Here is a 25,634-nt window from a genome sequence, read left to right as displayed (position 1 = left end):
ATTGTCGGTACTACTTAATTAGCAAATTAAAAATCAATCCGCTTAGCAATATAATCAACGACCTCAGCAATAGGAACCCGAACCTGGTCCATGGTATCGCGGTCTCTTAGGGTGACACATTCGTCTTCCAGGGTGTCAAAATCTACAGTGACGCAGAACGGTGTGCCGATTTCGTCCTGGCGGCGGTAACGCTTGCCAATGCTACCCGCTTCATCATATTCAATCATAAAGTGTTTAGACAACAGGGTGAAAAGTTCTCCGGCCTTGTCGCTTAACTTTTTAGACAGTGGTAAAACTGCGGCCTTGTATGCCGAAAGGAAGGGATGAATCCGCATCACATTTCGTTCTTCAACTTTGTCACCATTGGTAATGGTTTCTTTTTCCATGGCATTGCAAAGGAAGGCCAGAAAAACCCGGTCGGCACCTAAGGAGGGCTCGATACAATACGGGATATATTTTTCGTTGGTAACCGGGTCGGTATATTTCATGTCTTTCCCGGAGTGATTCTGGTGCTGGGTTAAGTCGAAATCGGTACGGTCAGCAATCCCCCAAAGCTCGCCCCAGCCAAAAGGAAAGCGGAATTCCACATCGGTGGTGGCATTACTGTAATGGGATAGTTCTTCCTGATCATGATCCCGGAAACGGATATTTTCGTCCTTCATACCCAGGTCGAACAGCCATTTTTTACAGAAAGCTTTCCAGTAGTCAAACCATTCCAAATCCGTGCCAGGGGCGCAGAAAAATTCCAGTTCCATTTGTTCAAATTCCCGGATTCGGAAAATGAAGTTCCCCGGCGTAATCTCATTACGAAAGGATTTACCGACCTGGGCAATCCCAAATGGTATTTTTTTACGGGTGGTGCGCTGAACATTTTTAAAATTGACAAAAATACCCTGGGCAGTTTCTGGCCGCAGGAAGATTTCGCTGGCGGTATCTTCATTGACACCCTGAAAGGTTTTAAACATCAGATTAAACTGGCGGATATCGGTAAAATCCATTTTTCCACATTCGGGACAGGCAATCTGATGTTCCTCGATAAAAGCCTTCATCTCGTCATTTGACCAGGCATCGACGATCACATCTTCGCCTTTTTCAAAGTAGTAATCGGCAATCAGCTTATCGGCCCGGAAGCGCGACTGACAGGCTTTGCAATCCATCAACGGATCGTTAAAGCCACCCACGTGTCCGGAGGCGACCCAGGTTTTAGGGTTCATTAGGATAGCGGCATCCAGACCCACATTAAAAGGTGATTCCTGAACGAATTTTTTCCACCAGGCCTTTTTAACATTATTTTTCATTTCAACGCCGAGTGGGCCGTAATCCCAACTGTTGGCAAGACCATCATAAATTTCTGAACCGGGGAAGACAATTCCCCTCATTTTTGCGAGACTGACAATTTCAGCCATTGTAAATTCTGACATTTTTTCCTCCTGCTTAATTAAATTTTTAGTATCTAAACTAAAAAAACCGCCCCTTGCATTAAAACAAGGGACGGTATAACCGCGGTTCCACCCAAGTTGCTTGCCACTGCTGGCAAACCACCTTACTCTTATAACGATTTTCACGTCAACCACTTAATCGAAAGCAGTGGTTGCAGCTCAAAAAGTGCCACTCATAGGGTTTGATTACAGATCTTACACCATCATCTGCTCGCTTTTAAACCATTGGCCCTCTGATTATTCTTTTCTCAATGCCTTTGCTATTAAGTTAAGTACTTCTTAATAAATCCTAAACTAAGATGAAGAATATCAAAAAGACAAGCTGCTGTCAAGTTTAATTTTTAGCGGTCAAGTTTTAATTTCGATTCGGACAACATTGAAATGGGTTACAACGATAAACCAGGGTAACGATAATGTGCGTTTTGCCTCGATTTAAATAAATAATTCATAAAAAAAATGAAAAAAAAGATTCTCATTATGTAAACTTAGTGTTAAAATGTCGTTAACAAATGATTAAGGAAAAAGAAAAGCAAGAAAAGATAGTTATCCTGGTGAATCAAGAAAACGAAAAGATTAGGCCCACTATGGTCTAATCTTTAATTATGAAGGGCGACAATTTGGTTAATCCCAATTTTTTGAGGGTCGTCTAGTTTCTTCCTTGGCTGGAGTACTATCTTAATTTTTGATGTTTTTTGGAGGAAAAAATGACGTTAGAAATGCTGATTGGTCTCTTTGGAGGCTTGGGGTTATTCGTTTTTGGAATGCACATGATGAGCGACGGATTAAAAACGGTTGCTGGCACAAAGATGAAAAAACTTCTGGAAGTATTAACCAACAATAAGATTAAAGCCATCCTGGTTGGGACGGTTGTAACGATGATTGTCCAAAGTTCCAGTACCACCACGGTGATGGTGGTCGGCTTTGTTAACGCCGCCCTGATGACCTTGACCCAGGCAGCAGGAGTTATTTTAGGAGCTAATATTGGAACCACCGTCACGGCCCAGTTGATCGCGTTTAATGTCACTGAGTTGGCACCGATTTTTATTGGTATTGGTGCAATGATGGCTCTATTTAGCACCAAGAAAAAGAATAAAGATCTGGGGAGTATTATTCTTGGTTTTGGGATTCTTTTTTATGGGATTGCGGCCATGTCAACAGCCATGAAACCGCTTAGAGAAAGTGAAGAATTTATTTACCTGCTCTCAACCTATGGAACAAATCCACTGCTTGGTGTGCTGATTGGAACCCTGATTACCGCTGTGATTCAAAGCAGTAGTGCTTCTATCGGTTTGCTCCAGGCGCTGGCCCTTTCTGGGGTTTTTGTCAGTATTGGGGGAACTGGAGCAATCCAGATTTGTTTACCGATTCTTATTGGTACTAATATTGGTACCTGCGTCACGGCATTGCTTTCCTGTATCGGAACCTCCACAGCAGCAAAAAAAGCAGCTTTTATCCATCTTTTTGTCAATATTTTTGGTGCTGTCTGGGTGATGATCTTATTAACCATCATGAATAATTTAGTGGCTGTCAATCCGGTTTATGAATTCATCGTTACTATTTCAGGCTCATTGATTAACGGTGGCGGTGATATGGTGCCCAATGTGGCCCGTCAAATCGCGATGGCGCACACCCTTTTTAATGTTGCAAATACGATTGTATTACTCCCGATCATCGGCTATTTTGTTAGCTTTCTGGACCGCGTCTACCCGGAGAAAGAGGAAGACAAGGGGTTGCAGTTGGATGACCGGTTGTTTAATAATCCTTCCATTGCTTTGGGACAGGTGGTCAGAGAAACGAATCGACTGGCAAAAATGAGTTTTAAAAATTTCAGAGTCGCCTGCGAATCGATCATGGATGGCAATGAAAAGCTGGTTGAAAAAATTGTTAAGCGGGAAGAACGCATTGATGAATTTCAACAGGGAATTGTCGAATATTCCGTTAAATTGTCCAATGAAAACATGTCAGAAGAAGAGAATGAACGCCTGGCCTTCATCCTTAAAGGAAGCCATGATTTAGAAAGAATTGGTGATCATGCCATGAACATTGGTGAATTGGCAGAAATGCGGGCCACCAATAAGATCGTCTTTAGTGATATTGCCAATCAAGAAGTGTTAAATTTAATCAGTTTAACTACCAATACGCTTCGGGATATGGTAGAATTAATGGAAACAGAAGAGACAGATCTGTGTTATAAGATTCTTGATGAAGAAGAAGAAATAGACGAAATGACTGAAAAATTAAAAGATGATCATATTCGCCGTCTTAATGAAGGAATCTGTAATCCTTATGCTGGCGTCATATTTCTGGACTTGTTAACAAATATCGAACGGGTTGGCGATCATGCCTCAAATATAGCCCATGGGATACTGGGATTGAAGCTTCATCAGGGGCTCATTTCCCAGCGCGAGTTTGACAGCGAAACAAAGGTTGAACACGCTTAGAATTAAAACGGATAAAGGGTGGACTTGACACCGGTAAGCACAGCTAAACCGCGGTTATTACAAGTTTTAAAGCTTTAAGGAATGGATAATTTTCATTGACAGTTGGTCGTAGATGGAGTAATGTTATAACAACATAATATTGGCATACTTATTGAAAAGTAAGGGCGCAAAACTATAGGGTCTAAATACAGTGTTATATGACAGCCAGTTGCAAAAAAGTAATCACAAAATGTGATGACATTTAAAAGCAACGGCAGAGTCGTTGCTTTTTTGTTTGAATGGTTTAGGCATATCGTTTAGTGAGTACTTTATTTTGAGATCAGTAGTTGAGATTACCCGGAAATTAAAAACACTTAAATGAGTTGCGTCGCATTAAAGTAGTGATATATAATAAAAAATAAATACGGTTATATCAGTCCGTTGGATTGTGATATAATGCTCGAACACTTTATTGTGCTCGAGTTAGCTCCAAGACAATTATGTTTTGGAGAAGAATTAATTTAACGAAGGGAGGTAGACAATGAATTTAGAGTTTCAATCGGCAACAAAGCCGACACTCAATGGGGTTCGGGGGATTAGTATAAATGCTGAGAACGCGTCAACCCAACACACAAAAGGCCAGGAAAGAAGTGCCCAGTTTAGAGATCTGCTTAATCAGTCAAAACAGGAAATCAAGCAGGCGGATCGTCAATTGGAGAAAACACGGGAAAATCGCAAAGCATCAGAGTCAACGGCACAAAGTAATCAACGGGAAAAAGAACAGTCGTTGTCAGATGGCGTTTCAGATGATCGTGAAGTTCGATCTGACGAGAGTCCATCTGGAAAAGTAGAGGAACTCAAGGATGAGGGAAGTCAGGTAAACGATTTGATACCAACACTTGATCCGTCTTTACTGATTGGTATACAAAATGTTCAAGGTGACAAAAAGACAGCCGTAACGGGTCTTGGCCTGAACTTAGGGCAAGAAGAAACGACGCCAGCAGATCTTATCAGTCAAGAACAAGTGATTCCGATAATCGACAGCAGTAAGAAAGCGCAAGATGTATCTGTTTTAAAAGGTGTTGCTGAGTTAGAGCAAATGGGAAATATTAAGGTTTTGTCACAAAACTCCGACAAAGTAGAAAATCAGGAAACCGAAGACCTTTTAGAGGTGTTAAGCGGGACCAAACCGGAGGAGGAAGTAACAAAAGAAGTGAGTAGTAAAGTTGATTTTTCAAAACAACCCGTAGGTAAAACAAACCTAAACGATGACACAAAACAGCAGACTGCTCAAGGTATTGAACCAATGGAAGAGAATCAAATTGCGACAGAAAAAGCAGCTACCGTTGTCAACGGAAAGGCCGATTCTGATTTAGCAAAAGAGACGGGTTTGGGACAAACAAAAACAGTGGATGTTCAGAAAAGCGCAATCAACCAGACCGAAAACCAGAATCCCGGTGAACGCGGCGTTCAGGATCTTAGTTCAATGGGCGTCAGCTCAAATAAAGGACCTGAAGTTGGGCATAGTGCCAAGGTAGAGGTCGCGCAACAGGTCGAGCAGAAGATTATCCAGAATTTCGAACCAGCTAAACCAATGACATTACAGATGACACTGTCTCCGGATAACTTGGGTGATATTGATATTAAGCTGAGTTATAATCAGGGGAAACTCATTATTGACATTATGGCAGCAAGCAGCGAAACCCAAAAACTATTGGGAAATCAAATCAATCAATTGGTGCGTGGCTTAGCTCTGCAAAATGTCCAGGTGGAAACGGTCCACTTGAATACACCAGTGGAAGCGACTGAAAATGGTGAAAGCATGGGTTCTCTTTTAAATGATGGCTCACAGTTTTCACAGCAGCAAAACAATGCACCCTTAAAAGAACAATTTTTAAGCAAAGGAACCATTCAAAATAATCCTTTTAGTAATGGTGCTCAAGACAGCAATGATGAACTGATTAGTCTAGCCCAGAATCTTCAGTACAATGGACAGCGAAGGATTAATTACTTAGTATAAAATGAGTATAAGGAAGGAAAAATCATGGCAATCGATGGAATTAACAATTATTTAAGTACGTCAGCAACAGCAGCAACAACGACAGCTGCGCAAACTAAAAAAGCGGGCACATCTCTGGATATGGATGACTTTTTAAAACTGATGGTCGCTCAGCTTCAGAATCAGGATATGAACAACACCGCCGATACATCCCAATATACCGCCCAGATGGCACAGTTTTCGATGGTTCAGGCATTAACGGAGCTTAATGAGATGACCAAAACGACGTATTCGATGAGTTTGATTGGCAAAGATGTTACGCTGGCGGAAAATGCTGCGGACGGTTCACTTCATGTTGTTGCAGGGACGGTACAAGGTGTTAATTTATATGATGGTGAAGCACAAGTTATTGTCAATGGTGTTTCATATCCAGTCAGCAGCATCATGGAAGTTGCTCAGGCAAAATAGAAGATTTAACAGCTTGATTTAACGGCCTGTTAATAAAGAGGTGATAAAATGGCAGACACAATCACTGGCAATTATTATCGCTTAAATGACGCAATAATTCGCCAGGCAGAAAAAATAAAAGATACCAGTCAGCAACAAGTGGTCAATGATTCGCAAAAAAGCGAAACCAGTTTCAAGGATCTGCTCGATTTGCAGATTAAGAACACCGTCACATTTACCAAACATGCCAGTATCAGAAAAGAACAGCGCAACATTGCAGTGACACAAACTGATCTGGAAAAATTGGGCGATGCCTGTGACAAAGCCCAGGAAAAAGGGATTGAGAATGCGCTAATTATGATGGATAACTCAGCATTTATTGTAAATGCAGTGGACAAGCGGGTTATCACCGTCATGGACAAAAACGAAATGAAAAATAAACTATTCAATGATATTGATGGTGCTGTATTTATATAGTTGGACCTCGATGAGGAAACTATGAAGCTTTGACCGACAGATAAGCTTCAAACGGCACAGAAAGGATTACAAATGATCAGATCTTTATACTCAGGAATTTCAGGGATGGCTGCCCATCAAACCAAGCTAAACGTTATTGGTAATAATATTGCCAATGTTAATACTTATGGTTTCAAAGCCAGCCGCGTCGTCTTTAGCGATGTATTATATCAAAATTTATCAACCGCTACTGGAGCAACTGCCACCACTGGAGGTACAAATGCCAGTCAGTTGGGTTACGGCGCGAAGGTTGGTAGTATTGACATGCTTAATAGCATTTCATCCGGAGCATCTACTGGCCGAGCATTGGATGTCTATATTGCCGGCGAAGGTTATTTGGTTGTGCAACCGACGGTTGGCGCCAACCGTTATACTCGGGTTGGTAATTTAAAATTTGATGCCGAAGGTAATCTGACCGATGGCTCTGGTAGCAAAGTTATGGGAATCGGCCTGGATGCTGATGGTAACCCTGTTTTAAACCCCAATGGTACATTAGGGATTGAAGAACTGCAGGCAATTAATGTTGACCCGGCAGAACTGGAAAAATACACTGGTATTACCATTGGTAAGTCCGGTGAGATCACTGGAATTAAAGCCGGCGATCCGGAATTCACAAAAGCAGCTGGAATTAGCTGGTTAAACGGGATAACGCTTCCGGTGGATTCCAATTATACTGGAGATGTACAATTGGCAGTTGGTGATATGGTAGGCTTTGATCCAGATCCAGCAACGACTCTAGAAATTGCGGCCCTCACAATTGCACCAACGGCAAATATTTTAGGTTCTTTGACATTGACAAAAACTGGAGATGTATACTCATTGGCGGGTGGTCTTACTGATAAAGATGCTGTTGAACTTGATAGTCCAGCCGGGTCTGGAAATTATGGAACAGCAACAGTGTCTTCATCAGGCATTCTGACATTTGCAAATCTGCCGGGACTTAAAATCGATACAACAAAGTTAGTGTCAACAGATGCGGACTTAGCAAGTGGTGTGACTATTGGTGATATTGCCCAAGATGGCTATACTTCAGTGGTTGCAGCCGTTAAAAACCAGGGTGGTGTAACAGAGTACCTAAAAACGCCTGACACTTATACTTTTGATCCTGCGGATCCAAGTGTTGCTTTGACAAATCCATTAACAGGTGGATCACTTACGTTGGCGGTAGATGGGGCACAATTTGATACTATTTTTAATACCGATGGGGTTTTAGCGAACACCACCATCGGTAAAGTGGAAACTGGCAGTGACAAACCCGTTACCTTAGGTTACCTGGCCCTTGCAAAATTTGCCAACACCGACGGATTGCTTCAAGATGGCAACGGCTATTTCATGGAATCCGCCAACTCCGGCGAACCGATTGCTGCAAAAGCCGGCACCAACGGCACTGGCGGGACTGAGTCAGCGAACTTGGAAATGTCAAATGTCGATTTGTCTCAGGAATTTACCGACATGATTGTCGCCCAACGTGGTTTCCAGGCAAACTCCAGAATTATCACGGTTTCTGATTCTATTTTGGAAGAATTGATTAATTTAAAACGATAGTTTAAATACTAATTGTTCACCCGAAGGAGAAAACTCCTTCGGGTAGAACTTTTTATCCTGGTCAGTCACCAAATGGGTGTTCCACCCATTTGGTGACTGACTGCTGACTGACAGAATAAATTTAAAAAGTTCTGATCAGTTGAAAACCAATTAATAAAAACTATATTTTAAGGTGGAAATATGATAGAATTGACAAGATTGAACAAACAAAAGAATGAAAAATTTCTGCTGAATTGTGAGATCATTGAAATCATTGAAGAAAAACCGGATACAACCATTCGATTGATGAACGGTAAACACTACGTGGTTACAGAGAGTTCAGCGCAAGTCCTTTCAAAGATCATTGCCTATAAACGAAGTATTTTTAGTCGTTAACCACTAAATTCTGACAGGAAGTATATATTTATGGAAATTACAACAATCATTGCCTATGTCTTAGTCGTCTTCACCATGTTTTTTGGGATGACATTTGGAGCATCTGGGTTTAATATTGGTGCACTTGGCAACTTTATTAACGTTCAGAGTATTTTCATCACGGTTGGTGGAACATTCTTTGTTTTGCTGGCCGCATTTCCCATCAAATCTTTTACGCATATCCCAAAACATTTAAAGATGATTCTTTTTAAAAACAAACAAGACCCAGCCGAATACGTCGAAATTTTGACGGAGCTTTCTAAAGAGGCCAGGCGGAAAGGATTGTTGGCACTCGAAGCCAAAGCCGCTGATATTCAGGACGAGTTTTTAAAGGAAAGTGTCTTGCGGATTGTTGATGCCATTGAGCCGGACAAGTTACGGTCCTGGTTCGACCAGAAATTGGATTATATTTCGGCGAGAAACGATGAAGAACGAAAACTTTATGATATGGGCGCTGCCCTGGGACCGGCCTTTGGGATGATTGGTACGCTGATCGGTTTGATTAATATGTTAAAAAATATGAGTTTTGAAGGCGGCGCCAGTACCTTGGGCTCCGATATGTCGGTGGCACTGATTACCACCCTCTATGGCTCAATTCTTGCCAAAACCTTGTTTATGCCGATATCGAATAAGCTTGAAATAGCCCAGGAACGTGACCTGCTTATTAAAGAACTGGTGATTGAAGGGGTGGTCGCGATAAAAGAAGGCGAGAATCCTAAATATATTCAGGATAAACTGATGAACTTCTTAACCGAGGCCGAGATCAAAAAAGCAAATGGAGAAGAACCAACAAAGGGCGGAAAAGCAAAAGGTGGAAAAGCAAAAGCTAAAAAAGGAAAAGATGTTGAAAGCTAAAAATAGGGGTATATAATATGGCAAAGCGTAGTAAAAATAAAAAACCGGTCAATAAAGACGCCTGGCTGAATACCTATGCAGATATGATCACCCTGATTTTAGTTTTTTTCATTCTGCTTTTTTCCATGTCAACAATCGATGTCGAAAAGTACAAAAAACTGGTTGAAATCTTCAATCCGGCGGCCGTTTTTGAAACAACCGGAAGTGCCGCCGAGTCAGATGCGGCGACGTCACCCAATGAAGATATTACCGTGGAAGAGATTGTTGATCTGGAAGATCTGTACCAATATTTGAGTCAATATACCAAAGAAAATGGCTTAGAAGATGCCGTCAGCATCGAAAAGCATGACAAAGCGGTTGCAATTAAGTTTATGTCATCGATCTTCTTTGAGCCGGATAGTGCCCGGATAAAAGCGGGCGGCCAGCAAATTTTAGCGGATATCGGTCTGGCTTTTAGGGCCGTGGAACCGACTGTTAGGTCGATTCGGATTGATGGTCACACAGCCCAGGCCGATTCGCCGGTGGATGATCGCGATTTATCCAGTGATCGTGCCAATGAGGTTCTTCGTTTTTTTCAAAATGGTTATATCAGTGATCCCTCAAAATTGTTGTCAGTAGGATTTGGCCAGTATCGGCCAGTCGCACCAAATGATACAGAAGAAAACAGAGCTAAGAATCGTCGGGTTGAAATTATTATTTCTGAAACTGATGATTTCTTCAGTGATATTGCGGAAGGAAACGATACCGCAGTAGTTGTACAATAAAAGAGTAATAAAAGACAATAACGAGGAGAACAAACATGGCAGAAATTCTTTCGCAAAGTCAAATTGATAGCCTTTTAAGCAGCCTAATCAGCGGTAAAGACGAACCGGAAGCGCCAAGCACCAGTTCGGGTAAAAAGGTTAAAGACTATGATTTTAGAAGACCCAAGCTTTTCACAAGAGAGCAGCTTAAACATCTTTTTGGTATCTATGAAAATTATGCCAGGCTGGTGTCTTCTCATATAACAGGAGTTCTGCAAACTTATAGTTTAGTAGAAATTATTGAAGTGGAAGAACAGCAGTACTATGAATTTAATAATGCGCTTCCTGATTCGGTATTGATGGGCCTCATCGATTTTGATATAAAAGACAGTGAAGATGAAGAAGATCTGGTCATTATGGACCTTTCCAAGGACGTCGGTTTTAGTTGTTTTGACCGACTATTGGGTGGCTCGGGAAAGCCGCTAAAGGAAGACCGCGAATTTACTGAAATAGAAATCGGCGTAATGGAATATTTTTATCGCGGGATGATTAACCTGATGAAAAATGTCTGGTTTGATTATCTGGAGATTGCTCCAAGACTGATGAAAATTGAAACCAATTCGCGGATTTTACAGGGCGTTGGGGCTGATGAGAATGTGGTTATCATTGTCATGAGCATCAAGGTAAATGAAACACAGGGGAAAATAAATATTTGTATTCCGGCAACGACCTTGGATATGCTCTTCAAAAAGAAGATGTCTCAGACCAAGAAAAATATAAAAAGAGGAGATCATCTGGCAGAGGAAAAAAGACGACTAAATATTATCAATGAAATTAGAAAAACTGAATTGGAAATTAAAGGTGTATTAGGTGATACCGAAGTTATCTCCCAGGATATTTACGAACTGGAAGTGGGCGATATAATTAAGCTAAACAAACCGGCAAATTCCCTGGTGGATGTTGTTGTCAATGACGAGGTCTGGTTTAGAGGCGAAATGGGCGATTACAAGAAAAAAAGAGCAATACAGATAAAAGAGCTTAATGAGAGAGGAAGTGAACTATTCATATGACAGACGTAGTAGAGAATCCAGAAGCACTGTCCAGCATGGAAATTGATGTCATCGGTGAAGTGATGAACATTAGTATGGGGACAGCGGCAACTGCGATGTCCACCATATTAAATACTAAAGTAAACATTACCACCCCAAGAATTGAAACAATCGGCGTAGACGCCTTTGAGTTCGCTTACCTTGAACCGGTAATTGGTGTATTAATCAATTATGTCGAAGGCATTGAGGGTGCCAATGTCCTGTTGCTCCAAGAGTCAGACATGAAAAAGATCTTGTCGCAGCTATTTGACATGGAAACCAGCGATGATATCGAGTTTGATGAGATCAGCAAGAGTGCGATTGGCGAAATCATGAACCAGATGATGGGGGCAGCGGCTGGGGCCCTGGCATCATTTTTGGGAAAGGTGGTCAACATTTCACCACCAATCCTTCTGGATACTACCAATAAGTCCAGTATTCGCGAGTTGTTTTCGCTCAAGGGTGAAAACCTGGTCAGCATAAAGTTTAACTTAAGCATTGAAGGACTGGTTGAGAGTGAATTTATTAGCGCCATGGAACCGAATCTTGCCCGGGAGATTGTATCCATGTCCATGGGTGCAAGCGGTATGGGTGATGAGGAAGAAGAAGCACCTCCACCTCCACCGGTTCAGCCCCCACCCGTTCAGCAGGCGCCGGTTCAACCGGAAGCGGCATATCAGCCACCGCCCCAAGCACCCCAAGCACCCCAAGCAGAACCAACCCGGGTGGTTAGAAATGACCCGCCACCGGCAGCCTATGCGCCGCCGCAGCAACCGGTACAGGTAAACCCTTACGAGTATCGTCAGTTAGGGGTCGATCATAACGTCAACATACCCGGAGATAATTTGGATTTGCTGATGTCTGTCCCCATCCAGATTACGGTTGAACTCGGTAAAACCAGAAAAAAAATAAAAGACATTGCCGAATTAACCCTGGGAAACATCATTGAGCTGGATCGACAGGCCGGAGATCAGGTGGATGTTATCGCCAACGGACGATTAATCGCCCGAGGGGATGTGGTGGTTGTGGATGACAACTATAGTGTTAAAATAACCGAGATCATAAAAGTCAGAGAAAATCCAGACCCCCAAAATAGCTAAGAATTATAAAGACAAAAATAAATGAGAAGAATGGATAAAAGGAGAACAAAATGAGTAAAATTTTAATTGTAGACGATGCGGCCTTTATGCGGATGATGATCAAGGACAGTTTAAAAAAAGGTGGCTTTAGTGATTTTATTGAAGCAGAAAATGGCGAAATCGCACTGGCGGAGTATAAGGAAAACCGTCCCGATCTGGTGCTTTTAGATATCACCATGCCAGTGATGGATGGAATCCAGGCGCTCCAGGCCATTAAGGGTTATGAACCACAATCAAAAGTGATTATGTGTTCAGCCATGGGTCAGGAAGGAATGGTTGTTGAAGCGATTAAAAATGGCGCCCTTGATTTCATTGTTAAGCCATTTAAGGCAGACCGTCTGATCCAAACCGTTAAAAGCGCCCTTGGCGAGTAATAAAAAGCAGGTCCAAGGTGTTTACCAGTGATGCATTTTCGATTTTTCTGGCACTATTGGGGACCGTGGGTGTCATTGTTTTAACCTATTATGGCAGTCGATGGTATGTTGAGCGCTTTATCAAAAGACCGGGATCATTGTCCGGCGGCCACCATATTCAGGTAATTGAAAGACTGATTGTCGGGAAAAGCGGTTCAATTATCATCATTGACGTGCAGGGCGTCCAGTACCTGGTTGGGGTAACTGAACAACAGATCCAAATTTTATCACAACTGGATCAACCAATTTCATTTCAAAAAAAGCAGGAACTATCGAAAGAGAGCTTTTTGAGTATGGTCAAATCATTTTCTCAAAAGGAAAAACAGAATGAATAAAAAAGTTATGACACATAATAAAAACAGCAACAGCATTTTAAAAAAAGCATCGATCATCATGCCGATGCTGGTCATTTTGTTTTTTCTGACGGCGGCAACAGCCCATGGCGCAGAACTGACGGTAGAAGGTTTTTTAGCCGGAGAAAGTTCGGATACGGTAAAAATTATCGTCTTAATGACCTTGATTGCGATTGTACCGACCCTGCTACTAATGATGACATGCTTTGGCAGAATTATTATTGTCTTATCATTTTTGAGAAATGCCCTAGGTACCCAGCAAACACCACCCAATCAGATCCTGGTGGGATTAGCTTTGGCAATTACATTTTTTGTGATGTCACCGGTATTAACTGAAATTAACACGGTTGCATTGCAGCCCTATAATGCCGGAACCATCGACTCCCAGCAATTCCTCGATCAAGCAGTTGATCCCATTAAAGAATGGATGCTAAAGCAAACCACCGCAATGGATGTCGATTTGTTTAAAAGTTTATCGGTTCAGGCGGGTCAGCAGGGCATTGAAAATCTGGCACCCCAGGAACTACCGCTGACCATTGTCATTCCAGCCTTTATCATCAGTGAGCTGAAGCGGGCTTTTCTGATTGGTTTTTTAATCTTTATTCCATTCTTACTCATCGATATGATTGTTTCAAGTGTGCTGATGTCGATGGGGATGATGATGCTCCCGCCGGTTATGATTTCCCTGCCATTTAAGATCATGTTATTTGTAGTGGTGGATGGATGGGGTCTATTGGTAAAAACCTTGATCATGACCTATAATTAAGTAGAAGGGAACAGCATATGGGTATTGGCGATTTAATTGGAGTTTTTAGAGATGCAGTATTTACCGGGATGAAGGTCGCAGGGCCAATCCTTTTAATTAGTATGTTAGTGGGGCTGGTGATCTCAATTATTCAAGCCGCCACCTCAATCAACGAACAAACCATGACCTTTGTGCCCAAACTGATCATCACAGCCCTGCTGATGGTTATTACAGGGGGATGGATGTTGCAGCAGATGATGGATCTGTTCTTTCGGATATTTGAACTCATTGCGACAAAGATCTAATGCGTAGATCAAAATTCATGGATCAAATGGATGAATCTAAACGATGGTGCTAAAATATCCGGAGATAGTAGAAAAAATAAGCATGGGTGATAAAGATGACCTTTGACATGAATCAGTATCTGATTTTTCTTTTAGCCAGCTGCCGGACAGCGGGAGTTATTTTTTTTAATCCCATCTTTGGCAGACGAGGGGTTCCCACTATTCTGAAGGTGGGATTATCGCTGGCGCTTGCCCTATTTGCCGTTTTTGAGTTTAGTGCCGTCCAAGTGATCAACTATTCCGCGATCGAATTTATCGGGGCGATGCTTCAGGGATTTATCATTGGGATGGTCATAGGCTTTATCATGCAGATGTTTCTATCAGTATTCCAGATGGGTGGAGAGCACATCGATATGCAAATGGGTTTGAGTATGGCTTCGATGTATGATCCCTCCACCCAGGCAAACGTCACCGTCACCGGAAATTTATTGACAGCCATGTATGTCCTGATCTTTTTTGTCTCAAACGCTCACCTGGCATTATTTTCGGTGGTGATCCAATCATTTCAGGTGATTCCGCTAGGCTTAGGCAATATCAGTGACCGGGTCGGCGTCTATATCATTGAGCTGATGTATTATATTTTTATCTACGCCATCCAGGTAGCTATTCCGATTATTGTCACCGAGCTCATTTCTGAATTTGCTGTCGGCATTTTAATGCGACTGGTACCCAATATCAATGTCTTCGTTATCAATATTCAAATTAAGGTGATGATTGGTTTAATTGTAATTTTTACCTTGATACCGGCGTTAGCAAATTTTATGACCCGAATGAATTTGCTGATGATGGAAAAGATCACTCAGGTATTAACTTTTTTTATTTGATTTATAACTTTCTCATAACGTAATTATAGTGTTCTTAGATCGTCTTTTATACGATTTTTGGATAATCTACCGATGCATAATCAAAACCTAATCGGAGAAAAAAATGGCAGGATCAGAAAAAACAGAAAAGGCGACCCCAAAAAAAAGAAAAGACGAACGAAAAAAGGGTAATACCTTTCAAAGCATAGACGTTGTCAGTGTGGTGTTGCTGTTTATGGCATTTTTTATGCTTAACCTGATGGTGCCGTTCATTTACCAACAGCTGAAAAAGAACTATCACGGGCAAATGGATAAGGTAGCAAGCATGGATACCCTAACCGTAACCAGTGTCGGCCAGCTTTTTAGGGAGGCAGCCTTGGTATATTTTGTTTCGGTACTACCGGTAGCGGTTGTAATTATGATCATCGCCATTATTATGTCAGGAGTGCAGACTGGCTTTCTGGTAGCTGCTGATGGATTAAAACCTAAATTTAATCGGATCAATCCCTTATCCGGTATCAAAAGAATGGTATCAATACGATCAGTCGTTGAACTGCTTAAATCGATGGCCAAGGTGGCCTTAATCATTGGGGTTATTTACACCACGATTTTAAGCATTATTCCGATGACACCCGATATGTTGGCTACAAAATTGGACGCGAATCTGATATTTATGAACGATCAGATTATCTCGATGGTGCAAACCGTCTGTCTGATTTTTTCAGTGGTGGCAATTCTCGACTACGCCTACCAGCGCTATGATTATGAAAAAAAATTAAAAATGACCAAACAGGAAGTTAAGGACGAGTATAAGCAAACCGAAGGAAATCCTGAAATTAAAGGCAAGATCAGACAAAAACAACGTGAAATGAGTATGAGCCGGATGATGCAAATGGTGCCTCAGGCCGATGTGATCGTCAGAAACCCGACCCATTACGCAGTCGCTTTAAAATATGATATGGATCATGATGTCGCCCCGTTAGTACTCGCCAAGGGCAAAGACCATATCGCGATGAGAATTGTCAGCGTCGCAGCAGAAAACAAGATCCTGATTAAGGAGAACAAGGCACTAGCTAGAGGTCTTTATGAATCTGTCGAGATCAATGACTATATACCCGCTGAACTCTACAAAGCTGTGGCAGAATTAATGGCATGGGTTTACAGCCATAAAAAGAAGGAAAATGTCAAATGAAAATTATCCAAAACCTTGTTGTTGTCTTTGTCATTCTGACAATTGCTCTAATTATTATCCCGTTACCACCGTTTATTCTGGACTTCATGTTTATTTTAAATATAGCCATATCACTCATTATCCTGTTAACCACCATGTATATCAAAGGGCCTCTGGATTTTTCCATCTTTCCATCAATGCTCTTGATTACTACCTTGTTAAGGCTGGCCTTGAATATTTCTTCAACCCGTCTGATTCTTTCAAATGGTGGGAAAGCCGGGGCCGTCATTGAAACCTTTGGTTCCTTTGTTCTGGGTGGTAATGCTGTCGTTGGGTTTGTTGTCTTTATTATCATCGTTATTGTACAGTTTATTGTTATCACTAAGGGCGCCGAACGAATTTCAGAAGTTTCCGCCCGATTCACCCTGGATGCGATGCCGGGAAAGCAAATGTCCATTGATGCCGATCTGAGTTCCGGTGCAATTACCGATATTGAGGCCAAGGAAAGACGGCTAAAAATTCAAACCGAAGCTGAGTTCTATGGTTCCATGGATGGGGCCACCAAGTTGGTAAAAGGTGATGCGGTCGCATCAATGATCATTGCCGTTATTAATCTTGTCGGCGGAATGATAATTGGGATGCTGCAGGGCGGCATGGCCCTTGCAGAGGTCGTTTCAGTCTATACGATTGCTACCGTCGGGGATGGTCTGGTCAGTCAGGTACCGGGATTGATGATTTCTGTTGCCACCGCGATGATTGTTACACGGGCAGCGTCCGAAAACAACCTGAATGTGGATGTCAAAAACCAGTTTTTATCGCAACCCCAGGTTTTAGTCATTGCCGGTATTGTTATCGCTTCAATGGCACTTATTCCCGGAGCGCCGGCATTCCAGATTTTGTCTTTGGCAGTACTGCTCAGCGGGTTTGGCTTATTACTGATTCGTCGCTCCAACGTCAAAGTGGTAGTGGATGAAGCCGAACAAATGACCCAATTGGTCCAGGAAGAAAGCAGTGAAGTTGACTTCTACCGAAACATCGACAACGTTTACAATGTTATTGGCGTTGAGCCAATTGAAATGGAATTTGGTTATTCGCTATTGCCGATGGTCGATGAAGGCAGCTCTGGTAATTTTATCGACCGTATTGTTATTTTTAGAAAACAATTTGCTGTTGACATGGGGGTGGTAATTCCGACTGTTCGGTTAAGAGATAATGGACTTATCAACCCCAATCAGTATATAATAAAAATTAAAGGGGAAGAGATTGCCAAAGGTGAAGTACTGGTAGGCTATTATCTGGCCCTTGACCCGTCAAACACCAGTGAGCCCATTGACGGGATCGAAACCATTGAGCCGGCCTATGGCATCAAGGGGAAATGGATCACCGAGAATGAAAAGGAATTGGCTGAAGTTTATGGCTATACGGTTATTGATGCCCTGTCTGTTATTGTGACCCATATGTCAGAAGTGATTAAAAAGCACATGCATGAGCTGTTAAGTCGGCAGGATATCAACACCTTGCTGGAAAATGTATCAAAGTCAAATCCGGCCATTGTTGACGATGTTATCCCAAATATTATTTCGATTGCCGACTTCCAAAAGATACTCATAAATCTCTTAAATGAAGGGATTCCCATCAGAGACTTGGAAAGTATCTTAGAAACCCTGGGTGATCATGGCATGAATATTAAAGACACCGACATGCTCACTGAGTATGTCAGGCAGAAGCTCAAACGAACCATTACCAGAAAATACACCGATGGCAATAGCATCAAGGTCATTGCTCTGGATCAGGAAATAGAGAACATTATCCTTAATTCGGCTAAGAAAAATGAACACGGCACCTACCTTGCTATTGATCCCCAGGTGGTGCAGACCATTGTCGAGAAGGTAACCGAGCAAATCGAAAAGCTAAAAGAAATTATTGACCATTCGATTATTCTCACCTCCCCCATCGTGCGTATTTATTTTAAGCGATTAATAGAACAATTTCTGGCAGATTTAACCGTCCTTTCTTTTAATGAAATAGATACAAATATTCAGATTCAAGTGATCGGAATGATAAAGCTGGAAAATTAATCTACGCAAATCCTTTGAAGTATAAGGAGTGTCAAAATGAATGTTGCAGAAAAAAATAACGAAGATAAGAGCTTAGAAACGAAGCCAGACAAACAACCAAGAGAAAAAACGCTGGAGGAAAAGAAGACTGAAGAAAAGATCATGGTGCTCTGGCAATTATATAAAGAACAGCGGACAACCGAGGTTCGTAATGAAATTGTGCTGCAATATACTGGTCTGGTCAAGAAAATTGTGTTACGGTTTAAGGGAAGTTACAATAATTTTGGACAACTGGACGATATGGTCAATCAGGGGATGATTGTGTTAATTGACGCGGTAGAGAAGTTCAATCCGGATTTGGGCAATAAATTTGAAACCTTTGCGACGCTAAAGATAAGAGGTTCAGTTGTCGATTTTATGCGAAAACAGGACTGGGTGCCGCGGAGCCAACGGAGTCTTTCCAAGGTGCTAGAAGAAACCTACGGTGAATTATATGCTTCACTGGAAAGAGAGCCTTCAGAAGCAGAAATTGCCGCAAAAATGGGAATCTCCGAGGCAAACCTGCAAAAGATCTTACAGCAGCGGCACAACGCCATTGTCCTTTCCTATGAAGAGGCGATTAATGAAAAAATGATGGAGGTATCCCCGCTGATAACGGAAGAGAAATCCGACGATTCACCAGAATCACGAATGCTCTATAATGAACTAAAAGAAAAGCTGGGGGAAGCGGTCGATCAGTTAAAAGAAAAAGAGCGGCTGGTGGTATCGCTTTACTACTATGAAAACCTAAAATTAAAAGAAATTGCTGAGGTGCTGGGGGTGACCGAGTCAAGGGTGTCGCAGATCCATTCCCAGGCCATGATTAAAATGAGAAATCGCTTAAAAAACTATTAACAGGAGGTGTTACCATGGATAGAGGATCATACGCAGCAGCAGCTGGCATGTTCTCCGGACAAAAAGCAATCAATGTATTGGCTAACAATGTGGCAAATGTCACCACGGCAGGCTATAAAAGTCAATCCACAGTCCAGTCAACCTTTGCCGAATATATGATTTCACGAATGAGTACAAACCCAAGAATCGCTGAGGCCGAAATTGGAGCGGGCGCTTACATTACGGTTAATGATGGGCAATTCACCGATTTTACCCAGGGTATTTTTGAAACAACCAATCGCACCGTGGATATGGCCATTCAGGGACAGGGCTTCTATGTGATTCAAAACGCTAATTTTGGCCAGGTGCTCACCCGTAATGGCCAGTTTGAACTGGATGCGCAAGGCTTTTTAACCTTGCCGGGGGTGGGCCAGGTGCTCAACAATGGTGGGCAACCGATTCAACTGACGGGTAGCGAATTTACCGTCAATCCCAACGGTACTATCATTCAAAATGGCGCTCAGGTAGCCGTTCTGAATATTTCAACAGTCGCAAATGGGGATGAACTCACCCAGGTTGGTGAGGGTTACTTTCAAGCCGAAAACGGCTTTCAGCCAGCGCAAGCAGGAAGTTTCAGTCTACTGCAGGGAATTCTTGAAAAATCCAACGTTAATATGACCGATCAAATGAGTGACATGATTGCCAGGCAAAACAATTTTACCTCATGTACCCAGATGCTTAAGATCTTTGATAAAATCAGTGAAATTGCGTCGAATACCATCGGTAGAGTCGGATAATTAAAAAAGAAGGAGTACGATTATGATAAGAGGATTTTACGCTTCAAAACTTGGTATGATCGCGCAACAGAATAATCTTAATACCATTGCTAACAATGTGGCTAATATTAATACCGTTGGATTTAAACCTCAGAATACGGCATTCTCGGCATTATTATACGAAAATATTGATGGTGGCGGCGGCGTTGAAATCAGCACCGGTCATGGTGTTAAGGTTCAAAAAATCGGTATCGATTTTACCCAGGGGTTTCTTAAACCAACCGGACGAACCCTGGATTGTGCCATTGAAGGGCCGGGATTTTTTGCCATACAAAACAGAGAAACCAATACCACAACATACACCAGAGATGGGGTATTTCACATCAGTGTTGAAGGTGAACAAAATTTTTTAGTTGATGCCAGAGGAAACTACGTCCTGGGACAGGACGGAAACACCATCAATATTACCGATGGCTTTGATGCCACGACCCTGGGGGTTTTTGCTTTTGATAATCCCTATGGTCTGACCTTATTAGGAAACAATCAATTCGCAGTATCGGATTTATCGGGTCAGCCTGAGGCGGATGCGCAAAGTACCATAAGAACCGGCTATCTGGAATCATCAGCTACCGATTCGGCCACGGAAATGGTTAAAATGCTGGAATCAAACCGGGCTTTTTCGTTTAATTCCAGAATTGTTCAATCTACCGATGAAATGGAAAAGACAGTCAACCAGTTAAGATAGACATTGTTTAGAGTGGACGTGTGAGTTAAGAAAATGTTTATGGAAAAGGGGATGGATTATGAGTGAGGAGAATGCAAAAACAGAAAATGTAAACTTGATTGAGGTCAGTATCAGTGACGATAAAAGACAAGGCTTCATCAAGCTGGAAAAGCAGGAAGAAGGTAACACCGTTTTTACAAAAGAAGCGTTACTTACGGCCCTGGCGGAAAAACAAATTGAGCATGGCATCATCGACAGTGCGGTACAAAAACTGGCTCAACGGCCAATTTTTAATATTCGCATTAAAGTAGCAGAAGCGACGGCTCCTGTTGATGGCAAAGATGGCGTCGTTAAGCTGTTCGTGAAAAAAGATGCCGATTATAAACCGGAATACAGTGAAGACGAAACGGTTGATTATAAGAATCTTGACTATTTCCAGATGGCCCAAAAAGGTCAGGTTCTTTGCGAGATCGAAAAAGAAACAGCGGGAATAGCGGGGAAGGATCTTTATGGACAGCCAATTCCTGCCTACAAAGGCCGAAAGCCGCAGGTGCCAGCCGGAAAGAACACCAGTTTGAACGAAGATGAATCAAAGCTGATGGCCGACTGTGATGGCATTATAAAATTTGTTAGCACAATCAATATTGATGAAATGATGCATATCCGCAGCAATATCGATTTTTCAACCGGAAATATCAATTTTCCTGGCGACGTTACCATTGATGGCGATGTCAGCAGCGGGTTTAGCGTTAAAGCCGGGGGAAACCTGATTATAAAAGGCGTGGTAGAAGATGCGGTCATCGAATCAGCCGGAAATCTGGTAATCGCCAAAGGGATTTATGGTGGAACGGCTGGCGAAGTGACGGCCGGAAAAGACCTCCGTTGTAATTACATTGAAAATGCCAGTTTAAATGTAAAAGGTGATATCACCGTGGACTACATCATCGACGGAAAAATAACCTGCGATGGTAATATTCACCTGTCCGGATCAAAGGAACTCGTAATCGGGGGAGAAATAAAGCTTCGGGGAGAGCTTGTGGCCAGAAACATTGGAAACGAACGGGAATATCCCACGGTGATTCGTATCCTGGGAGAAAAAGCCGTTGATCAGGCTGAACTCGACCGATTAGAACTAAAAAAAGAAGAAGCAAAACTGCAACTCGAAGAAAATAAAGCAAAAGAAGCGCAGATCAATGGATTGCTTTTGACACAGGAAAAGAACAGTATTTTAAGCCGCAATCATAAAAGTCCTGGAATGGAGCAAGTCAAAACCCTGAAAAAACAAATTGACAGACAGTTTATGCTACTTAAAAAAGAACTCAAAGAAATTGAGAACGCCATTGGCTATGTGAAGAATCAGGGGATTGTCAATTATTTTGGTTCCGTATCAGTAAAACGAAAACTGTATCAGGGAACTCGGATCTACTTTGGTGATATGCTCTTTTCATTTGAAGTTGACAGTTTGGAACATTGCAAAATTTATTGGGATCAGGATGATATTGTCAACGGGATGATGTGATGTTAAGAAACTAGATTAGTTAGAAAGAGGTAAAAATTTGTTCGAGAACTACGATGAACTAAATGAAATGCAAATTGATATGCTCCGGGAAATTGGGAATATCGGAGCTGGGAATGCAGCGACCGCCTTAGCCACCATCTTAGATGAAAAAGTAGATATGAGTGTTCCCAGTGTACGCATCACCGGTTTTGATGAAGCAGTTGAAAACTTGGGTGGGGCAGAAACCATGACCGTGGCGGTGCTGGTCAATTTTAGCGGTGATGCCCATGGTATGATCATGTTTTTACTGAACGTGGAAGACGCTAAGAGCATCATGGATATTTTAGTTGGCGAAGATGAAAGTGATGAAGAACTGAGTGAAATGAAAATTTCAGGGATCAAAGAAATCGGTAATATTTTGGCATCATCCTATGTCAATGCGATTTCAGCATTAACCGGACTAACCATTGAAGTCTCCGTTCCTTATGTCGCCATCGATATGGTTGGTGCTCTGATGAGTGTGCCAATTATTGAGTTTGGGGCAATTGGTGACAAACTGATGTTTATTGAAGAAAACTTCCTGGGTGAAACCAACGATTTAAAAAGTAATATGATCATGTTTGCCGAAATCAATACCTTAAAAACGATTATGCAAAAACTTGGACTCGAAATATGAGCAAGTCGATTGTAATTGGAATATCAGATTATAAATTAGCGAAGGGCCCGGAGGTACTCGTCACCTACGCTTTGGGTTCCTGTGTGGGAGTATGCTTATACGACAAGGTTTCAAAAGTTGGGGGATTGTCGCATATTATGCTGCCGGACAGCACTAATTTTTCAAATAAAGATATAAATCGCAAAAAATTTGCGGATACCGCTATTGTTGATCTGGTTGATGAAATGAAGCGAGCCGGATGCGGCAATAACCGCATTGTAGCAAAAATTGCTGGCGGCGCCCAGATGTTTGCGGTTCAGCCGGGCAGTAAGCTGGGTGCCATCGGTGAACGCAATATAATCTGCGTCAAGCAGGTGTTAAACCAGCTTCGGATTCCCATTCTGGCAGAAGATACCGGACTGAATTTTGGACGAACCCAATATTTTGATCTGGCAACCGGCATCATGAAAATCCAGTCACTCAATCGGAAAATTGAAGAGTTCTGATCTTTAAACCGTGTCCGTTGCTGAGCATTTCATGCCCAGCTTTTTTATTAAATTGAATTAAGGTTTAAAAGTCGTTTATTCGGGTAGAAAAAGAACAAGAATTTTACTAATGAGATGAATAAATTAGGGTGTACCTTTTTAAACGTTTCAAGTATAATGGTAACAACGAAAACTTTAAAAAAATATTTAAAGAGGAGATTTATAATGGCAGAGAATGTTGTAGATAATTATAATCTGGAAGAAGATACCCAGCACGGTAGATTTCTAACCTTTTCATTAGAGGAAGAAGTATTTGGCATTGAAATAAAATATGTTACTGAAATCATTGGGATGCAGTCGATTACCAAAGTCCCGGAAGTGCCAACCTATATCAAGGGAATCATCAATCTGCGTGGAAAGATTATTCCGGTTCTTGACGTAAGACTACAGTTTGGTAAAGAACCCGTGGATTATAACGACCGCACCTGTATTGTGGTCATTGACATTGAAGCAGTCTCTGTGGGACTGATTGTCGACAACGTAGAGGAAGTCTTAACCATCGACGACGAAGAAATTGCACCACCACCATCAAACAAAACCGGTTTTGAAAATCGTTTTATGAAAGGGATTGGCAAGGCCGGCGGTAAGGTTCAATTGCTTTTGGACTGCGAACGGTTGTTAAAAAATGAAGAAATAGAAGTGATTGAAGAATTACTTGAAGAAAAATAGTAAGGGGAGCCGTGATGAGACTTAAGCAGAGAATTAAGGTGCTGATCGTAGACGATTCCCTGGTCTTTCGTGAGTCTCTATCAAGGGAAATATCGAAAGATCCCGACATTGAAGTCGTCGGAACAGCAACTGACCCCTATATGGCCAGAGATTTGATTATCAAATTAAAGCCTGACGTATTGACCCTGGATGTTGAAATGCCGAAGATGAATGGCATCGAATTTTTAAAAAAACTGATGCCCCAATACCCTTTGCCGGTTATTGTGGTCAGTTCGGTTTCTAAGAATGTCCTGGACGCCCTTGATGCCGGTGCCGTAGAATTTGTTACCAAGCCCAATGTTTCAAGGCCGGGTGGCATGGCTTCGTTTGTCAATGAGTTAATCATCAAAATTAAAATTGCCTCCACGGCTAAGGTTGGCAACCGTAAAAGTGATTATACCCCCAGCCATCCCATTGCCAATCAGGGGATTGACACCCAAAGCAGAATCATAGCTATCGGCGCCTCAACCGGCGGAACCGACGCTATTCATACTGTTATCTCCGGGTTGCCCAGGGATATGCCCCCGATTATTATTGTTCAGCATATGCCGCCGGTGTTTACCAAGCTCTATGCCGAACGGTTAAATAATACCTGCGAGCTGGAAGTTAAAGAAGCAGCGGACGGAGATGATTTAAGACCAGGTCGGGTTTTAATTGCCCCCGGCAGCTACCAGATGCGGCTGGCTAAAAGAGGACCCGGTTATAGTGTTAAGTGTACCCAGGAAGAAAAGGTTAGCGGCCATTGCCCATCGGTTGACGTTCTTTTCGATTCTGTGGCTGATGTGGCTGGAAAACAGTCGCTTGGCGTCATTCTTACCGGCATGGGCCGGGATGGTGCTAACGGTCTGCTTAAGATGCATAAAAAGGGTGCCTACACCATTGGCCAGGATGAAAAATCCTCGATTGTTTATGGCATGCCAATGGTTGCCTACAACATCGGCGCCGTGGACAAACAATTGTCCCTGGAGCGCATCGCCGACGAAATCATCCGGTTCTTATCAAAATAGTTTTATCACTAGACACGGGCGGGTACTACCCGCCCCTACGAATAGAAACAAACCAACGCAATAAACACTAACGTAATGCATTAGCCCGTAGGGGCGATTATCAATCGCCCGCATGCGAAATGTAACAAAATAATTTACAGGAACCTAACGAATTAGCCGGTAGGGGCAAGGGTCTGACCCCTAGGTCATTATCAATCGCTTGGAAAATCGCTAGTCCCCCAATAATCCAGACATCACCACAGATGATGCTTGGATTATTTGTATATCTTCCCCCCCTTCCCCCCAATTATTTTCTATCTTTTTCTAAAGTATTCCTTTATAATGACGATATGTATAACAAGAGATAAAATAAAGATT

26 protein-coding genes, 1 riboswitch and 1 other annotated feature are annotated in these 25,634 nt (G+C 42.2%); of the genes, 25 read left to right on the top strand and 1 reads right to left on the bottom strand.

Annotated elements, in window-relative coordinates; all coding sequences use genetic code 11:
• Window positions 1-26: 26 nt before the first annotated feature.
• A complete protein-coding gene (locus DOZ58_RS07040; protein WP_111887663.1) occupies window positions 27-1,421 on the bottom strand; it encodes a glycine--tRNA ligase in 1,395 nt (464 codons plus the stop codon).
• A gap of 63 nt (window positions 1,422-1,484) precedes the next feature.
• Window positions 1,485-1,700: a binding site (T-box leader), on the bottom strand.
• A gap of 443 nt (window positions 1,701-2,143) precedes the next feature.
• On the opposite strand from DOZ58_RS07040, the gene DOZ58_RS07035 reads away from it, so the two are divergent.
• From DOZ58_RS07035 to DOZ58_RS06915, 25 genes are all read left to right on the top strand, one after another.
• The gene (locus DOZ58_RS07035) at window positions 2,144-3,880 is read left to right on the top strand and encodes a Na/Pi cotransporter family protein (protein WP_111887662.1); all 1,737 of its coding nucleotides are present in this window, start codon (window positions 2,144-2,146) and stop codon (window positions 3,878-3,880) included.
• 131 nt (window positions 3,881-4,011) lie between these two features.
• A riboswitch (cyclic di-GMP riboswitch) is annotated at window positions 4,012-4,096 on the top strand.
• Between the two features lie 304 nt (window positions 4,097-4,400).
• Window positions 4,401-5,879, top strand: coding sequence for a flagellar hook-length control protein FliK (locus DOZ58_RS07030; protein ID WP_111887661.1), 1,479 nt, complete (start codon window positions 4,401-4,403; stop codon window positions 5,877-5,879).
• A 24-nt stretch (window positions 5,880-5,903) separates the two neighbouring features.
• Window positions 5,904-6,326, top strand: a complete 423-nt coding sequence (locus DOZ58_RS07025; RefSeq protein ID WP_111887660.1) for a flagellar hook assembly protein FlgD — start codon at window positions 5,904-5,906, stop codon at window positions 6,324-6,326.
• A gap of 48 nt (window positions 6,327-6,374) precedes the next feature.
• The gene (locus DOZ58_RS07020) at window positions 6,375-6,782 is read left to right on the top strand and encodes a TIGR02530 family flagellar biosynthesis protein (protein ID WP_111887659.1); all 408 of its coding nucleotides are present in this window, start codon (window positions 6,375-6,377) and stop codon (window positions 6,780-6,782) included.
• 72 nt (window positions 6,783-6,854) lie between these two features.
• Complete coding sequence (locus DOZ58_RS18880; protein WP_242988628.1) at window positions 6,855-8,366, top strand: flagellar hook-basal body complex protein; 1,512 nt, start codon at window positions 6,855-6,857, stop codon at window positions 8,364-8,366.
• Window positions 8,367-8,546: 180 nt separating this feature from the next.
• The gene (locus DOZ58_RS07010; RefSeq protein ID WP_026395967.1) at window positions 8,547-8,741 is read left to right on the top strand and encodes a flagellar FlbD family protein; all 195 of its coding nucleotides are present in this window, start codon (window positions 8,547-8,549) and stop codon (window positions 8,739-8,741) included.
• Window positions 8,742-8,771: 30 nt separating this feature from the next.
• The gene (locus DOZ58_RS07005; protein WP_111887658.1) at window positions 8,772-9,635 is read left to right on the top strand and encodes a motility protein A; all 864 of its coding nucleotides are present in this window, start codon (window positions 8,772-8,774) and stop codon (window positions 9,633-9,635) included.
• 17 nt (window positions 9,636-9,652) lie between these two features.
• Entirely contained in the window at window positions 9,653-10,399 is a 747-nt protein-coding gene (locus DOZ58_RS07000; protein ID WP_111887657.1) for a flagellar motor protein MotB, read from the top strand.
• A 35-nt stretch (window positions 10,400-10,434) separates the two neighbouring features.
• On the top strand, window positions 10,435-11,448 hold the full coding sequence (locus DOZ58_RS06995; RefSeq protein WP_111887656.1) for a flagellar motor switch protein FliM: 1,014 nt from the start codon (window positions 10,435-10,437) through the stop codon (window positions 11,446-11,448).
• On the top strand, window positions 11,445-12,566 hold the full coding sequence (fliY, locus tag DOZ58_RS06990; protein ID WP_111887655.1) for a flagellar motor switch phosphatase FliY: 1,122 nt from the start codon (window positions 11,445-11,447) through the stop codon (window positions 12,564-12,566). The genes DOZ58_RS06995 and fliY overlap by 4 nt, the downstream gene beginning before the upstream one ends.
• Before the next feature lie 50 nt (window positions 12,567-12,616).
• Window positions 12,617-12,979: a response regulator gene (locus tag DOZ58_RS06985; RefSeq protein ID WP_111887654.1), complete on the top strand. Its 363-nt coding sequence runs from the start codon at window positions 12,617-12,619 to the stop codon at window positions 12,977-12,979.
• 17 nt (window positions 12,980-12,996) lie between these two features.
• Window positions 12,997-13,353 carry a flagellar biosynthetic protein FliO gene (locus DOZ58_RS06980; protein ID WP_162624462.1) on the top strand — a complete coding sequence of 119 codons (357 nt, stop codon included), beginning with the start codon at window positions 12,997-12,999 and terminating at the stop codon, window positions 13,351-13,353.
• A complete protein-coding gene (gene fliP, locus DOZ58_RS06975; RefSeq protein WP_242988627.1) occupies window positions 13,346-14,137 on the top strand; it encodes a flagellar type III secretion system pore protein FliP in 792 nt (263 codons plus the stop codon). Before DOZ58_RS06980 ends, fliP begins: the two co-directional genes overlap by 8 nt.
• Before the next feature lie 17 nt (window positions 14,138-14,154).
• Entirely contained in the window at window positions 14,155-14,421 is a 267-nt protein-coding gene (fliQ, locus tag DOZ58_RS06970) for a flagellar biosynthesis protein FliQ (protein ID WP_111887652.1), read from the top strand.
• Window positions 14,422-14,516: 95 nt separating this feature from the next.
• On the top strand, window positions 14,517-15,284 hold the full coding sequence (gene fliR / locus DOZ58_RS06965) for a flagellar biosynthetic protein FliR (protein ID WP_111887651.1): 768 nt from the start codon (window positions 14,517-14,519) through the stop codon (window positions 15,282-15,284).
• A gap of 103 nt (window positions 15,285-15,387) precedes the next feature.
• On the top strand, window positions 15,388-16,455 hold the full coding sequence (gene flhB, locus DOZ58_RS06960; protein WP_111887650.1) for a flagellar biosynthesis protein FlhB: 1,068 nt from the start codon (window positions 15,388-15,390) through the stop codon (window positions 16,453-16,455).
• Window positions 16,452-18,512: a flagellar biosynthesis protein FlhA gene (gene flhA, locus DOZ58_RS06955; RefSeq protein WP_111887649.1), complete on the top strand. Its 2,061-nt coding sequence runs from the start codon at window positions 16,452-16,454 to the stop codon at window positions 18,510-18,512. Before flhB ends, flhA begins: the two co-directional genes overlap by 4 nt.
• A 36-nt stretch (window positions 18,513-18,548) precedes the next feature.
• Window positions 18,549-19,385 (top strand): sigma-70 family RNA polymerase sigma factor, encoded by an 837-nt coding sequence (locus DOZ58_RS06950; protein WP_111887648.1) that lies wholly within the window; start codon window positions 18,549-18,551, stop codon window positions 19,383-19,385.
• 14 nt (window positions 19,386-19,399) lie between these two features.
• The gene (locus tag DOZ58_RS06945; protein ID WP_111887647.1) at window positions 19,400-20,161 is read left to right on the top strand and encodes a flagellar hook-basal body protein; all 762 of its coding nucleotides are present in this window, start codon (window positions 19,400-19,402) and stop codon (window positions 20,159-20,161) included.
• Window positions 20,162-20,183: 22 nt separating this feature from the next.
• Complete coding sequence (locus DOZ58_RS06940; RefSeq protein ID WP_111887646.1) at window positions 20,184-20,885, top strand: flagellar hook-basal body protein; 702 nt, start codon at window positions 20,184-20,186, stop codon at window positions 20,883-20,885.
• A 58-nt stretch (window positions 20,886-20,943) separates the two neighbouring features.
• Window positions 20,944-22,383: a DUF342 domain-containing protein gene (locus DOZ58_RS06935; RefSeq protein ID WP_111887645.1), complete on the top strand. Its 1,440-nt coding sequence runs from the start codon at window positions 20,944-20,946 to the stop codon at window positions 22,381-22,383.
• Between the two features lie 37 nt (window positions 22,384-22,420).
• Complete coding sequence (locus DOZ58_RS06930) at window positions 22,421-23,038, top strand: chemotaxis protein CheC (protein WP_111887644.1); 618 nt, start codon at window positions 22,421-22,423, stop codon at window positions 23,036-23,038.
• Window positions 23,035-23,523 carry a chemotaxis protein CheD gene (locus DOZ58_RS06925; protein WP_111887643.1) on the top strand — a complete coding sequence of 163 codons (489 nt, stop codon included), beginning with the start codon at window positions 23,035-23,037 and terminating at the stop codon, window positions 23,521-23,523. Before DOZ58_RS06930 ends, DOZ58_RS06925 begins: the two co-directional genes overlap by 4 nt.
• A 204-nt stretch (window positions 23,524-23,727) precedes the next feature.
• On the top strand, window positions 23,728-24,231 hold the full coding sequence (locus tag DOZ58_RS06920; RefSeq protein ID WP_111887642.1) for a chemotaxis protein CheW: 504 nt from the start codon (window positions 23,728-23,730) through the stop codon (window positions 24,229-24,231).
• A gap of 14 nt (window positions 24,232-24,245) precedes the next feature.
• The gene (locus tag DOZ58_RS06915; protein ID WP_111887641.1) at window positions 24,246-25,277 is read left to right on the top strand and encodes a chemotaxis response regulator protein-glutamate methylesterase; all 1,032 of its coding nucleotides are present in this window, start codon (window positions 24,246-24,248) and stop codon (window positions 25,275-25,277) included.
• The last annotated feature ends 357 nt before the right edge of the window (window positions 25,278-25,634 follow it).

The organism is Acetobacterium sp. KB-1 (assembly GCF_003260995.1).
GTDB lineage: Bacteria > Bacillota > Clostridia > Eubacteriales > Eubacteriaceae > Acetobacterium > Acetobacterium carbinolicum.
The sequence above is the reverse complement of the archived record's forward strand: the minus strand, read 5'-3'. Positions and strand labels throughout refer to the sequence as shown.